This window comes from Streptomyces sp. YGL11-2, assembly GCF_050054615.1.
GTDB lineage: Bacteria > Actinomycetota > Actinomycetes > Streptomycetales > Streptomycetaceae > Streptomyces.
On sequence record NZ_JBNHIN010000014.1, the window covers coordinates 46130 to 59719 of the forward strand.

At 75.7% G+C, this 13590-nt stretch carries 14 protein-coding genes; 3 read left to right on the forward strand and 11 right to left on the reverse strand.

Annotated elements, in window-relative coordinates:
* Positions 1–10 precede the first annotated feature (10 nt).
* From ACO1BR_RS17915 to ACO1BR_RS17955, 9 genes are all read right to left on the reverse strand, one after another.
* Positions 11–1306: an MFS transporter gene (locus ACO1BR_RS17915; protein ID WP_426796061.1), complete on the reverse strand. Its 1296-nt coding sequence runs from the start codon at positions 1304–1306 to the stop codon at positions 11–13.
* Entirely contained in the window at positions 1303–2454 is a 1152-nt protein-coding gene (locus tag ACO1BR_RS17920; RefSeq protein ID WP_426796062.1) for a PLP-dependent cysteine synthase family protein, read from the reverse strand. The genes ACO1BR_RS17915 and ACO1BR_RS17920 overlap by 4 nt, the downstream gene beginning before the upstream one ends.
* 87 nt (positions 2455–2541) lie before the next feature.
* Positions 2542–2973, reverse strand: coding sequence for a hypothetical protein (locus tag ACO1BR_RS17925; protein ID WP_426796063.1), 432 nt, complete (start codon positions 2971–2973; stop codon positions 2542–2544).
* 78 nt (positions 2974–3051) lie between these two features.
* Positions 3052–3543, reverse strand: coding sequence for a hypothetical protein (locus tag ACO1BR_RS17930; RefSeq protein ID WP_426796064.1), 492 nt, complete (start codon positions 3541–3543; stop codon positions 3052–3054).
* 76 nt (positions 3544–3619) lie between these two features.
* Positions 3620–4177, reverse strand: a complete 558-nt coding sequence (locus ACO1BR_RS17935) for an ATP-binding protein (protein WP_426796065.1) — start codon at positions 4175–4177, stop codon at positions 3620–3622.
* Between the two features lie 160 nt (positions 4178–4337).
* Complete coding sequence (locus ACO1BR_RS17940; protein WP_426796066.1) at positions 4338–6455, reverse strand: xanthine dehydrogenase family protein molybdopterin-binding subunit; 2118 nt, start codon at positions 6453–6455, stop codon at positions 4338–4340.
* Positions 6456–6498: 43 nt separating this feature from the next.
* Positions 6499–7485: an FAD binding domain-containing protein gene (locus tag ACO1BR_RS17945; protein ID WP_426796067.1), complete on the reverse strand. Its 987-nt coding sequence runs from the start codon at positions 7483–7485 to the stop codon at positions 6499–6501.
* On the reverse strand, positions 7482–8030 hold the full coding sequence (locus tag ACO1BR_RS17950; protein WP_426796068.1) for a 2Fe-2S iron-sulfur cluster-binding protein: 549 nt from the start codon (positions 8028–8030) through the stop codon (positions 7482–7484). Before ACO1BR_RS17950 ends, ACO1BR_RS17945 begins: the two co-directional genes overlap by 4 nt.
* A gap of 44 nt (positions 8031–8074) precedes the next feature.
* Positions 8075–8437, reverse strand: a complete 363-nt coding sequence (locus tag ACO1BR_RS17955) for a hypothetical protein (protein ID WP_426796069.1) — start codon at positions 8435–8437, stop codon at positions 8075–8077.
* 256 nt (positions 8438–8693) lie between these two features.
* On the opposite strand from ACO1BR_RS17955, the gene ACO1BR_RS17960 reads away from it, so the two are divergent.
* On the forward strand, positions 8694–9512 hold the full coding sequence (locus ACO1BR_RS17960; RefSeq protein WP_426796070.1) for a lipase family protein: 819 nt from the start codon (positions 8694–8696) through the stop codon (positions 9510–9512).
* Between the two features lie 125 nt (positions 9513–9637).
* Here the strand turns inward: ACO1BR_RS17960 and ACO1BR_RS17965 are convergent, their stop codons facing one another.
* On the reverse strand, positions 9638–10252 hold the full coding sequence (locus tag ACO1BR_RS17965; protein ID WP_426796071.1) for an isochorismatase family protein: 615 nt from the start codon (positions 10250–10252) through the stop codon (positions 9638–9640).
* 266 nt (positions 10253–10518) lie between these two features.
* Between ACO1BR_RS17965 and ACO1BR_RS17970 the strand changes: the two genes are divergently transcribed.
* The gene (locus tag ACO1BR_RS17970) at positions 10519–11715 is read left to right on the forward strand and encodes a serine hydrolase domain-containing protein (protein WP_426796072.1); all 1197 of its coding nucleotides are present in this window, start codon (positions 10519–10521) and stop codon (positions 11713–11715) included.
* A gap of 124 nt (positions 11716–11839) precedes the next feature.
* A complete protein-coding gene (locus tag ACO1BR_RS17975) occupies positions 11840–12091 on the forward strand; it encodes a hypothetical protein (RefSeq protein WP_236574033.1) in 252 nt (83 codons plus the stop codon).
* 36 nt (positions 12092–12127) lie between these two features.
* On the opposite strand, the gene ACO1BR_RS17980 is transcribed toward ACO1BR_RS17975, so the two are convergent.
* Positions 12128–13564 (reverse strand): hypothetical protein, encoded by a 1437-nt coding sequence (locus ACO1BR_RS17980; RefSeq protein WP_426796073.1) that lies wholly within the window; start codon positions 13562–13564, stop codon positions 12128–12130.
* Positions 13565–13590 lie beyond the last annotated feature (26 nt).

The window sequence follows — 13590 nt, forward strand, 5'->3', positions numbered from 1 at the left end:
CGCGGCTCCCTCAGCCCAACGCCACCTCCGGTCCGCCGGCCGGGGCGAGCCGGCCGGTGCGGTGCAGCGCCCGGAGCGCGGCGGCGCAGACCAGGCCCAGCAGCAGGAGGGCCGCCCAGGGCAGGGCGGGCAGTCCGGCGGCGCGGGCTGTGTCCAGCGCGGCGCCGGTGAGCAGGTTGCCGAGGGTGATGCCGATACCGCAGACGGTGTTGTAGAGCCCGTAGTGGGTGGCGACCAGGCGGTCGCCACAGAGCCGGACGATAGTGTCCATCTCGAAGGGGTAGGCGGTCATCGTGCCGACGGCGAGCAGCAGCGCGGTCAGTGCCGGCGGCAGCGCGGCGAGGAGCCAGCGGGCCGGGCCGCCGGCCGGCACCGGCAGCGCGGTGGCCGCCAGCAGCGGGAGGAACGCCAGGCCCATGATCACCAGGCCGGTGGCGAGCGCGTGCCCGGGCGCCATCCGATCCTTGCACCAGGCGGTCACCCGGGTCTGGCCGAGGATCGTGCTCAGCCCCGAGACGGCGAACAGCAGCGCCACCGCCGCCGTTCCGGAACGCCCCTCGCCGCCCAGGCGCTTCACCTCCAGCGGCAGCGCCAGGTAGACCTGGAAGGACAGCACGTACGACCCGATCATGGCGCCGGAGAACAGCAGGAACGGCCGGTTGGCGAGCACCGCGCGCCACTGGGCGAGCAGCCCCGACCGGTCCGCCGCGGCGCCGGACCGGCCGGCGGTGCCGCCGCGGGCCGGCAGGGCGCGCAGCTGGACGAGGCTGAGCAGCGCGAAGATCCCGGCCGCCACGAGGCAGGTGAGTCGGAAGCCGACCCCGGTCAGCACCATCCCGACGACGGGGCCGAGCAGGATGCCGGCCTGGTAGAAGACGTTGAACAGTGCGAACGCCTCCAGCCGGCGCTCTCCCGCCTCGGCCGCGAGATACGCCCGGACCGCCGGGTTGAACAGCGCCCCGGCCAGGCCGGTGGCCGCGGACGCCGCCAGCAGGGCGGGCAGCGCGTCCACCAGCCCGAGCGCGGCGAAGCCCGCCGTGCGCAGCAGACAGCCGGCCACGATCAGCGGTTTGCAGCCGAACCGGTCGGCGAGCGCGCCGCCGACCAGGAACATCCCCTGCTGGCTGAAGTTGCGGACGCCGAGCACCAGCCCGACCAGCCAGCCGGCCAGGCCCAACGTCCCGGACAGATGCGCGGCCAGGTACGGCATCAGCATGTAGAAGCCGAGGTTGATGGTGAACTGATTGACCATCAGCAACTGCACGCTGCGCTCGTAGGAGCGGACCTGTGCGAGGGTGCCTTTCACCGGGACGCCACCTCCGCCGGGCCCAGCGGGTCGGCGACCCGCTCGCAGCGGCTCCAGCGGGTGACCTCCCGCTCCGCCGTGTGGCGCAGGGTTTCCGGGGCGTCGGGCGGCGGGGCGCCGAGCAGACCGTGGGCGGCGCAGTACGCGTCGTCGTACACGGTGCTCAGATAGCGCTGCGGTCCGTCCGGGAAGACCGCCGCGATACGGGCGCCGGGCGAAAGGGTGCGGCTGAGCCAGCCGGCGACCAGCGCGACCGCGCCGACGCTCCAGCCGCCGGTGGCGTAGTGCGAGGCCGCCAACTGCCGGCAGGTCCAGACCGCTTCGGCGGGGGCGACCCAGTGCACCTCGCTGAACTGCTCGTAGGCGACGTTGCGCGGGTAGATGCTCGACCCCAGTCCGCGCATCAGGCGGGGGCGGGCGGGCTGGCCGAAGATGGTCGAGCCGACGGTGTCGACGCCGACCAGCCGCAGCTCCGGGTAGAGCTGGCGCAGCACCCGGGACACGCCGGCGGAGTGGCCGCCGGTGCCGACGCTGCACACCAGGACGTCGATGTGCACCAGCTGGGCGGCGAGTTCGAGGGCCAGCGGCAGGTAGGCGGTGGTGTTGTCGGGGTTGTGGTACTGGTCCGGGCACCACGATCCCGGGTGCCGGCCGAGGAGTTCGGCGACCCGGTCGCGGCGGGCCTGCTGCCAGCCGCCGTCGGGATGGGGCTCGGGGACCGGGTCGACGTCGGCGCCGTAGGCGGTCAGCAGCCGGGTCATGGCCGGTTCCAGCCCGGGGTCGGTGACCAGGGTGACGGGGTGCCCGTACACCATCCCGGCGAGCGCCAGGCCCAGGCCCAGGGTGCCGCTGGTGGACTCCACGATCCGGGCGCCGGGCCGCACATCGCCCCGGGCGCGGGCGCGTTCGACCATGTGGAGCGCGGGGCGGTCCTTGATGCCGCCCGGGTTGCTGCCCTCCAGCTTCGCCCAGAAGCCGCGGTCCGGCGGGGTGAGCGGCGCGGAGATGTGCAGTACGGGCGTGTTGCCGACGAGCCCGGACACCGCGGACGCCGGGGGCGGGGCGAGCGGAGCCGCAGGGCCGGGGGTGCCGGGTCCGGCCGCGGGGACGGGGAGGGGACGGGTGGGAAGTGCGGGTGGAGACTGCATGATTCGCTCTCGTTCGGTGTTCCGGGTACGGACGGTGGGGCGCGTCCGGCGGCCGCCCGGCGGTGGCACGGCGCGCCGCGGCGGCTCCTATATCCGGCACCGGCAGAGGGCGGCGAGGGTCGGCCGGCCGCCGCGGGGCGGCCCGTGGCGCGCGGCGCGGCCGGACGCGGCCGGACGGCGGGCGGCGGCGGAGCGCACGGCGGTCCCGAGGACGCCGGGCGCGGCGCCCGGCGCGGCGGCGGCGGTCCGCCCGGCCGCGGCGGAGCGGGCCGGGGGGATGCGTCCGGCCGCGTCGGGCGGGCAGTCGGTGTCGTCGGAGCGCCCGCCCTCCACCGCGGCGCCGGCGAGGGCCGCCGCGGTCACCGGACCCGCGGTGCGGTGGTGGTGCGGGGTGTGGGCCGCGCAGGGCACGGCGGCCAGCAGCAGCCCGCCGAGCAGCAGGGGCAGGGCCAGCCGCCGGAGGACGGTGCGGGCGGCGGTGGCACGAAACGGGAAGCGGAGGGGGGTGCGTCGGGGCACAGGGTCTCCGTACACAGGGCGTGCGGAAGCAGCAGGAGGTCGTGCGGAACCGGAAGTTGGCCGGAACCGGCCGGGAATCTAGACCTGCTGAACGACGGAGCCCGTGGTGCCGGACGGCGGTGGCAGGGCGAACGCGTCGGCGGGTGTGCCGTACCGGGCCGGGACGGGGGCGCGGCAGGGCGGACCGGCGATCGACGCGGCGCGCGGCGGCGCCAGCTCGGCGCCCTGCTGCACCTGGCCCGCCAGGCACACCGGGTGCGCGGGATGCCCGGCGGGAGCCGGGTGGTCCGTGTGGTGGGCGGGGCCCGCGGGCGCGGCGTGCGCGGGATGCACCGTGTCCGCGGCGCGCCGCACATGCGCGCCGTACACGGCCTCAACGGGCTGCTGCGCTACGGCGGTTGTCCGGGCGGCGGCCGGTACGGCGCTGTCGAGGTGCCCCTCGGCGCCCTCCGCCCGCGCGCCGTGCGCGAGCAGCACCGCGAGCAGCAGCACGGCCGCCCACAGGGCCCGGAACGACACCGCGCGATCGCGGTGCCGTACGGCGCTCAGGGGCGGCGGGGCCGTTGCCATGCCGCGATCGTAGCGGCGGCGCCCGCGCGGCCGGCGGGACACGGCGGGAACACGCCGCGATCCCACCGGCCGCGCGTCAGACCAGCGACGCCTCGGACGCGGCGGGTTCGGACGGCGGCGCGACGGGGTGCACGGGGGCGGGCTCCGCGGCGGGGCCGGGTGCCGCGACCGGCGCGGGCTCCGGGGCGGGGGCGGGCTCCACCACGTCCGGGACGCTGCGCAGCGGCACCTGCGGGGTCACCGGCGCGGTGCGGGCGGCCTCGACCCGGCGGGTGAACCAGATGACCTTGCCGGTCGGTGTGCCGCAGGTGCCCCAGCTGTCGCTCAGCGCGGCCACTTTGGCGAGTCCGCCGCCGGCGGCGCTGCTCAGTCTCGGCAGCCGGGGGCCGTCGTCGGCGACCGAGGCGGTCAGGTGGCGGCCGGTCCAGCGGAGTTCGACCACGCACCGGGTGTCCGCGCCGATATGGCGGTGGACGTTGGTGAGGAGTTCCGCCACTCCCCTGCACACGGGCGGGATGTGCAGTTCGAGATTCCAGTACCGCAGATGCGCGGCGATGATCCGTCGGATCTGCGGTACGCGCTCCGCCGCGGCGTGCAGTTCGACCGTGTAGTGCCGGCCGCCGGGAAGTGTCATGTTGTGGCTCCTCACCGCGAGGCTCACCACCTTCACCTCGTTGGACCAAACGAACCCCGAACAAGAAGAGTGAGCATTCGTCACGTATGGGTCATACGCCATCGTGGCCCCGGGGTTTCGGGCCCGCAACAGGTGGTGGTCCGTTCGGGTCCCGGCCCGTTCAGGGCAGGTGGGGCAGGAGTCGGTCGGGGGTCAGCGGCAGGTCGCGCAGCCGGGCGCCGGTGGCGTGCCACACGGCGTTCCCGATGGCTGCCGCGGTGCCGACGATGCCGATCTCGCCGATGCCCTTGCTGCCCATGGGGTTGAGGTGCGGGTCCTCCTCGTCGAGCCAGTACGCCTCGACGGCCGGGACGTCGGCGTGCGCCGGGACGTGGTACGAGGCCAGGTCGCAGGCGGTGAAGTCGCCGAAGGCCGGGTCCAGGGAGCTGCCTTCCGTCAGGGCCATGCCCAGGCCCATGGTCATGCCGCCGATGAACTGGGAGCGCGCCGTGAGGGGGTTGAGGATACGGCCCGCCGCGTACTGGCCGAGCAGCCGGCGCACCCGGATCTCGCCGGTGCGGAGGTCGGCCCCGACCTCGGCGAAGACGGCGCCGAAGGCGTGCCGGGAGTACTCGGACCGCTCGGCGGTCTCCAGGTGGGTGTCCTCGGTGACCGTGATCCCCTCGGCGGGCAGCGGCCCTTCCTGGTCGCGCAGCCGGGCCAGCAGCGCCGTGCACGCCTTGTGGACCGCCCACCCCCAGGAGGCGGTGCCCGCGGAGCCGCCGGCGAGCATGGCGGGCGGCAGGTCGCTGCTGCCGATGTCGACCCGGACGCGGTCCTCGGGGGCGCCGAGCGCGGCGGCGGCGATCTGGGCGAGGACGGTGCGGGCGCCGGTGCCGATGTCGGTGGCGTTGACCCGGACGCGGTAGCCGCCGTCGGCGGCGGCGTGCGCCTCGGCCTGGGTGGCGCCGATGTAGACGGGGTAGGTGGCCGCGGCGACGCCGGTGCCCAGCAGGAGGTCGCCGTGGCGGCGGACGGCGGGGCGCGGGTCGCGGGGGTGCCAGCCGAAGCGCTCCGCGCCCTCGCGGAGGCAGTCGGCGAGATGGCGGCTGCTGAAGGGGCGACCGGTGTCCGGCTCGGTGCCGGGTTCGTTGCGCAGGCGCAGTTCGACGGGGTCGGTCTCCAGGAGGACGGCGAGTTCGTCGACGGCGGACTCCAGGGCGTACATCCCCGGGGCTTCGCCGGGGGCGCGCATCCAGGAGGGGGTGGGGACGTCGAGGGCGGCCACGCGGTGTGCGGTGCGGCTGTTCGGCGAGGTGTACATGATGCGCGCCGGGACCGCGGCCTGTTCCACGAACTCGGCGACCGTGGAGGTGTGGGTGACGCTCTCGTGGGCGAGGGCGGTGATCACGCCGTCGCGGCCGGCGCCGATGCGCACCCGCTGGATGGTGGGCGCGCGGTGGCCGACGACGGCGGGCAACTGGCGGCGCGGCAGAGCCAGTTTGACCGGGCGGCCGGTGTGCCGGGCGGCCATCGCGGCGAGCACGACCGGGGGGCGGGGTGTCCCCTTGGAGCCGAAGCCGCCGCCGACGTGCTCCGAGATCACGGTGATCTCGTCGGTCCCGAGCTTGAACAGGGCGGCCAGGTCCTCGCGCACCCTGGTGGCGCCCTGGCTGGAGTCGTGGACGGTGAGGTGGCCGTTGCTCCACCGGGCGGTGGCGGCGTGCGGTTCCATGGGGTGGTTGTGCAGCGGCGGCACGGTGTAGGTCGCGTCGACGGTCACCGGCGCGGCGGCGAACGCCGCGTCGAAGTCGCCGTGTTCCCGGACCGCCGGGAAGTCGCCGTTGACCCGCTCCGGGACGTACAGCCCCGGGTGGTCCGCGGTCAGCCGCACGTCGTGCCCGTCCGTGGCGTACGTGACGTGGACGGCGTCGGCGGCGGCCCGGGCGGCTTCCAGGGTGTCGGCGACGGCGAGCGCGATGTACCAGCCGCGGTGCGGGACCCGGTCCTCCTGGAGGAGCGCCAGGGTGGGGTCACCGGTGGACGCCAGGCGGGGCGCGTTCTCGTGGGTCAGCACGGCGATCACCCCGGGCAGCGCCAGCGCCCCGCCGATGTCCAGCTCGGTGATCCGGCCGCGGGCGACGGTGGCCGGAACGGGCCAGGCGTAGGCGCAGGCGGGCGGGGTGTGCTCGGCGGCGTACCGGGCGGTGCCGGTGACCTTGTCCCGGCCTTCGCGGCGGACGAGCGGTGCACCCAGCGGGTACGCGGGTGGGCCCGGGGGGAACACGTCGTGGGTCATGGCGCGCGTCCTTGCGGTCGGGGGACGGGGTCCGGGGGCGGGGTCAGCCGCGGGCGGCGAGGTCGGCCAGCACCCCGACGGCCAGGGCGCGGGCGAGGGGGACCTTGAAGCCGTTGTCGCGGAGCGGTTCGGCGGCGGCGAGTTCGGCGTCCGCGGCCCGGGCGAAGGTCCGCTCGGTGGCGGGTGCGCCGTGCAGCACCTCCTCGGCGGCGCGGGCGCGCCAGGGCCGGTGCGCCAGCCCGCCGAAGGCGAGCGCGGCGTGCTCGACGACGCCGTCGCGGACGGCGAGTACGGCCCCGACGGAGGCCAGCGCGAAGGCGAACGAGGCGCGGTCGCGGGCCTTGCGGTAGCGCGAGTGGGCGCCGGGGCGGTGCGGCGGCAGCTCGACGGCGGTGACCAGTTCGCCGAGCCGGATCACCGTGTCGCGTTCGGGGCTGTCGCCGGGCAGCCGGTGGAAGTCGGTGGCCGGGACGGTGCGTTCGCCCTCGGGGCCGTGCAGCCGGACGGTGGCGTCCAGAGCGGCCAGTGCGACGGCCATGTCGGACGGCTGGGTGGCGACGCAGTGCGCGGAGTGGCCGAGTACGGCGAGGTCGCGGTGGGCGCCGTCGCGGGCCGGGCAGCCGCTCCCGGGCTCCCGTTTGTTGCAGGGCTTCGAGGTGTCCTGGAAGTACGGGCAGCGGGTGCGCTGGAGCAGGTTGCCGCCGGTGGTCGCGGTGTTCCGCAGTTGCCCCGAGGCCCCGGCCAGCACCGCCTGCGACAGCACGGGATAGCGCTCGCGTACGGGGCGGGCGGCGGCGAGGTCGGCGTTGCGGACCATCGCGCCGATCCGCAGTCCGCCGTCCGGCAGTTCCTCGATCCGGTCCAGCGGCAGCCGGCTGACGTCGATGAGCACCCGCGGGGCCTCCACCCCCAGCTTCATCAGGTCGACGAGATTGGTGCCGCCCCCGAGGAACTGGGCGCCGGGCTGCCCGGCGGCGGCCCGTACCGCCTCGTCGACGCTGTCCACGCGCAGGTATCCGAACGGCTTCATGCCCGGGCCGCCCCCGCTCCGGCGACCCCGGCCACCGCCCCGACGGCGTCGACGATGCGGGGATAGGCGCCGCACCGGCAGAGGTTGCCGCTCATCCGCTCGCGGATCTCGTCGGCGGTGAGCGCGACCGGCGCCCCGGACGCGGCGGTGTCCGGGGTGACATGGGAGGGGAAGCCGTCCGCGGCCTCGGTGAGCACGCCGACGGCCGAGCAGATCTGACCGGGGGTGCAGTAGCCGCACTGGAGGGCGTCGTACGCGACGAACGCTTCCTGGAGGGGGTGCAGCCGCTCCCCCTCCGCCAGTCCCTCGATGGTGGTCAGCCGCCGCCCGTCGTGCGCCACGGCCAGCAGCAGGCAGCTGTTGGCGCGCCGTCCGTCGACCAGCACCGTGCAGGCGCCGCACTGCCCGTGGTCGCAGCCCTTCTTGGCGCCGGTGAGCCCGAGGTGCTCGCGGAGCACGTCCAGGACGGTGGTGCGGTGGTCCAGGGTCAGGGTGTGCGGGGTCCCGTTGACGGTGAGGGTCAGTTCGGAGCGCCGGCCGTTCACGGGGTGCGGTCCGCCGGCGTCCTGCGGGCGAGAGCCGCCCGCCACTAGTTCGCCCCTCTTCCCACGGTCTGCGGCAGGGTCTCCAGCCGCAGCTCGACCTCCTTCTCCTGGTCGCCGGCGGCCGTGCCCAGAACGCGTACCACGAACGCGGTCCTGAGGGCGTTGCACAGCTGGTCGACGGCCCAGTAGCCGCCCTGGAGGCTGACGACGACGGGGCCCTTCAGCCGCCGGGGCCCGGCCTCGGCCCGGCGCTCGCTCACGTCGAAGGTCGAGGTCCACACCGTCGCGCCCGGCCCGGCCAGCTCCGCGGGCACGTCGTCCGCGGCCCGGTCGCAGGCGAAGGAGGTGCGCAGCGCGCTGAAGACGGCGTGCGCGTCCTCCGCGGTGCAGCCTTCGAGCTCCACCACGACCTCGGCCGATACATGTTCCGCGTGTGACGCCTGTTCCGCGCTGTTCACTGTGGGACCTTCCTGTGGGAGCCGGGGGCTTCCAGGCTCGCCCCGCACCGCGGCGTGTGCGACCCGAGGCTCGAACGAGTGGTTTAAACGGGCGCATCCACTCGCCGCGACACGACAACGTTACGGTGTGTAGTCAGAGCGAGCTGTGTGTAGTCGCCCTGCTGTCCCTGCCGTCGTCCGTCGTCGCATCCACTGGGAGCCTCCGTTGACCAGCACCCTCGTCGACCAGCACGCCACCGGCTACAGCATCCGCCAGGCGCTCTGCATGGCGCGCGCCGCCGACCTCGCGTACCAGGACGAGGCAGCCGTCGCGGCCACCGCCGCCCAGTGGGGCCTCGACCGGGTGCGCCACCACCACGCCGCGTTCCGCCCGCCGTTCCCGCTGCCGGACGTCCAGGCGTACACCCTCACCGGGCAGCACATGATCATCACGACCTTCCGGGGCGCCGAGCCCGCCGCGCTGCGGGACTGGCTGGCCGGCTCCGGGACCCCTCCGTGGCCCGGCCCCGGCGGCCGGGGCACCGCCCACCCCGGCTTCGCCGAGGCGCTGGACGCGGTCTGGCCGCAGATCCTCACCGCGCTCAAGGAGTTCCGCGACAACGACCAGACGCTGTGGTTCACCGGCCACGGCCTGGGCGGCGCCCTGGCGATGCTGGCCGCCGCCCGGCTGCACTTCGAGGACCCCCGGCTGCCCGCCGACGGCGTCTACACCTTCGGCCAGCCCCGCGCCTGCGACCCGGTGCTGGCCCAGGAGGTCAACTCCGCCTTCGCGCACCGGATGTACCGTTTCGCCAACCACGACGACATCGTGCCGCAGCTGCCGCCGGAGCCGGTTTTCCGCCATGTCTCCGCGCTGCGCTACATCGACGCCCGGGGCGGCGTGCACAACACCATGCCGCTGACCGGCGGCCTGCTCGGCCACACCCAGCGCCTCACCGCCGAGCTGCTCGCCCCGGCGTCGCCCGGCATCCGGGACCACGCCATGGCCGCGTACATCGACGCCCTGGAGAAAAACCTGCCGTAAGGGAGGGCACGGGGGGGGGGGCGGGGTGGGGGTGGGGCGGGAGGGGGAGGGGGAGGCCCCCGGAGGAGAGCGGCGGAAGTTCCCGGCGAGGCGGGACCGGAGCAGCCGCGGCGGTCACGCGGCGGTCACCTCACCCGAGCGCCCGCGGCTTCCCGCTCCGCCGTCAACTCCCCGGCCACGAAGGGCACATCGGCCGCGCGGGCCACGATCTCGACCTCGTCCCCGAGGGCCCATTCGGCGGCCCGGGAGGACATCGCCGCCGGGACCGCCTCGCTGATGCCGGGGGCGGCGGGGATGTCGTAGGTGGCGTGCGCGTCGTGCGGCAGGACGACGCGGTAGCCGCGCCGCAGCGCCGTCCGGGCGGTGGCGCTGACGCACATCTCGGAGAGCACACCACAGAGCGCCAGCTCCCGGACCCCGGCGCCGGTGAGGAGTTCGCCGAGCCGGGTGTCCTCGAAGCCGTCGTCGTCCGTCTTGCGGACCACCGCCTCGCGGGGGCCGGGCTCGACGGGCAGGTGGAGTTCCCAACCGGGGGTGTGCGGCTCGTCGGCGGTGCCGGGTGTGCCGTCGTTCTGCAGGTGCACCACGAGCGCGCCGGCCGCGCGGGCCCGGGCCAGCAGATCGCGGGTGCGGTCGAGTACCCGGGCCGCGTCCGGCACCGCCTCGCCGCCGGAGACGAAGGCGGACTGGACGTCGACGACGAGAAGGGCCTGGACGGGGCGGATCGGGGCTGTGGTCATGGGGGCCATCCTGCCGGGTGCCCGCGGTCCGAACGTACCGGTTTCGGCGGTCCGCGGCGCTGCGCCGGCCGGGCCGGCCTTCCGCCCTCCGGGTGGCCACGGTTGCCAGAGGCATCGATCCGGGCGGATCATCCGTAGGTACGCGCCTACGTACGCGCGGACCGCGGCGGCGCACGGACGGACCCCGCGGGGCGCGCCACCGGCCGGCGCCCGCACCCCCCGCCCTACGACCTCCACCGCACCGCGACGACGTGAGGAGAGCGACCGTGGAAGCAGCCACCGTCAGCGGCCACTGCGCAGCCGGCTTCGAGGGCGTACGCACCGCGTTCGATCGGAACTTCCGCGAGCACGGCGAGATCGGGGCGGCGGTCGCGGTGACGCTGGACGGCGAGGCGGTGGTGGACCTCTGGGGCGGCCACACCAGCGGGGACCGGAGTCGAGCCTGGGAGCGGGACACCCTCGTCAACGTCTATTCGACGTCGAAGGGGATGACCGCGCTGTGCGCCCATCTCCTCGCGGACCGGGGCGAGTTGGACTTGGACGCACCGGTCGTCCGCTACTGGCCGGAGTTCGGGCAGGCCGGGAAGGAGGACATACCCGTGCGCTGGCTGCTCAGCCACCGCGCCGGGCTGATCGCGCCCCGGGAGCCACTGTCCCCGGGGCGCGCCTACGACTGGGAGTACGTGTGCGACGCGCTGGCGGCGACGGCGCCCTGGTGGGAGCCGGGGACCGCGCAGGGCTATCACGCGGTGACGTTCGGGTATCTGGTGGGCGAGGTCGTGCGGCGGATCACCGGGCAGTCGCTGGGCGCGTTCCTGCGCAGTGAGATCACCGGGCCGCTCGGTGCACGGGTGTTCATCGGCACTCCCGCCGAGGAGCACGCGACGTGCGCGGACATGGTCGGGCGGCTGGACGCGGCGCTGCTCACCGAGCTGTTCCCGGACCTGCCGAAGCCGCCGCTCGGCGGGCTGGGCGACCATCCGCTGGCGCCGCTGGCACTGGCGCTGCTGTCCATCCCCACCGGCGACGTCAACAGCGCCGCCTACCGCGCCGCCGAGATCCCGTCCGGCAACGGCCATGCCGCGGCCCACGGCCTGGCCGCGGTCTACGGTGCGCTGGCGGGCGGCGGGCTGGTCTCCCCCGCCACCCTGGAGGAGATGCGCCGGCCGCAGAGCCGGCCGGGCGAGCCGGATCTGACGCTGGGCGCGCTGGTCCCGGAGGGCACCCCGGGGGTCAGCTGGGGGCTGGGCTACATGGTCAACAGCGAGGGCCGGGTGGGCCCGAGCCGGCGGGCGTTCGGGCACGGCGGCGCGGGCGGGTCGTACGCCTTCGCGGACCCGGAGAACGGGCTGTCGTACGGGTACGCCATGAACCGGTACGGGGGCGGCACGGCGGGCGGTGACCCGCGCAACCGGGGGCTGGTCACGGCGGTGTACGAGGCGCTGGCGCGGGTGCGCGGCTGAGGGGCCGCGGGCGCGGACGGCCGGCCGCGATCGCCGCGGTGCGGCGCAATAATGGAAGGTGCGGCAAGGATCCGGTCCGGCCCCGCCGCGGGTGCGTCGGGCCCGGAGAGAGGGCGTGGTGACCATGGAAAGGGACACCGAGACCGTTCACGAGGCGTATGCCTTCGTCTGCCTGCACTGCGGGCACGGCTGGGAAGAGGAGTACGAGATCCGGCACACCACCGATCTCGCCGGCCGGCGGCGCGCCGACTACTTCACGCACGGCAGGCGGGTGCCCTCCCCGCTGACCCGCGCCGACTGCCCGGACTGCAATCGCGGCCCGATCCGGATCCTGCGCCCCGGCCGGGTCAACTCGGCCCGGACCTACCTCGCGTAGCGCCGCGGCGGCGCCGGCAGCGTCGCCGATGCCCTCTCACCATCCGGTGAAGAGAAGGTGGTTGATCAGGAGGGCGAGGACGGCCTGGGCGGCCAGCCAGGGGCGCTGCCGGGGCGCCGGGAGCAGTGCGCCGGCCGCCAGCAGCCAGGGGGCGAAGGGCAGCCAGATGCGTTCGGTCTCCGCCTTGCTCATACCGGAGAGGTCGGCGACGAGCAGGGCCAGCAGGACCGCCGCGACGAGCAGGACGAGCCGGTCGGCGGGGCCGGCGGCGCGGCCGGGTGCCCGGAGGCGGTGGACCGCGGCGGGTGCGGCCGCGAGGGTGCGGCGAAGCGCGGCCACCGTCGCCAGGCCGGTCATCAGCACGGTGCAGGCGAGGTTGCCCCAGACCCAGTAGGCGTACGGGCGGACCGCCGCGGCGCCTTGGTAGTAGCGCTCGACCACCAGCCGGTAGCCCTCCCACCAGTTGAATCCGGCGAGGGTGAAGCCGGCCGCGACGACGGCCGCCCCGGCCAGGGCGTAGGGCAGCGGGCGAGCGGTGGGGCGGGGGGTGGTGAGCAGCAGGACCGCGGCCAGGGGCAGTGCGAAGAGGGTGAGGCCGTAGGAGAGGTAACAGGTGAGGCCGAAGAGGAGGCCGGCGCCCAGGGCCGCCGCGCGGGGGGCGCGGGTGCGGCGGGTGGCGGCGAGCGCGAGCAGGGCGAGGGACCAGGCGGCGACGGCGGCGAAGTAGCCGTCCGCGGAGACGCCGACCCAGATGGCGGCGGGCGCCAGGACGAGGAACGGGGCGGCGCGGCGGGCGGTGGCCTCGTCGGTCAGGGCGCGCAGCGCGACCAGGACCGCGGCGACGGTGGAGGTGCCGACGGTGATGCACCAAGCGCCGGCCCAGCCGCCGCCGCCCAGGCCGATGCGGTCCAGGCCGACGAACGTGAGGATGGCGGCGGGCGGGTGGCCGGCGATGTGCGCGGGCCAGGAGTCCGGTCCGTGGTGGAGGAGGATGTGGCTGGTGAAGCCGCGCAGTGCCGGGCCGAGGTCGTCGAAGCGGTGAATCACCGTCAGGTACTCGTACTCGGTGGTGAGGCGGCCCGCGACGCCGGCCTGCCAGCCGTCGATCAGGGCCAGTGACCAGGTCCAGGCCATCGAGGCGGCCCAGGCGGCGGGCAGCAGCAGCCGCCAGCGGAGCAGGGCCGCCAGCGGCGGCCCGTAGGCGATCACGGCGGCGGCGACGGCGAGAGCGGCCGGGGTGCCGGGGCCGAGGTGCGGGGACCAGTCGGCGTACAGCGGGGGCCAGTCGACGCGCAGGTCGCCGGTGGCGTGCTGGATGGCGGAGCCGAGGGCGACGGCGGCGCCGACGAGGAGGGCGCCGGCCGCGGCGGCGAGCAGGTCGGCGCGGCGGCCGGCGCGTTCGCCGGGGGCCGGGTCGGGGGTGCTCGCGGGCGGCGGACCGGGGGCCGGGGCGGGGGTGGCGTCGGAGGTCACACCGGCACGCTAGGCCGTGGGCGGGC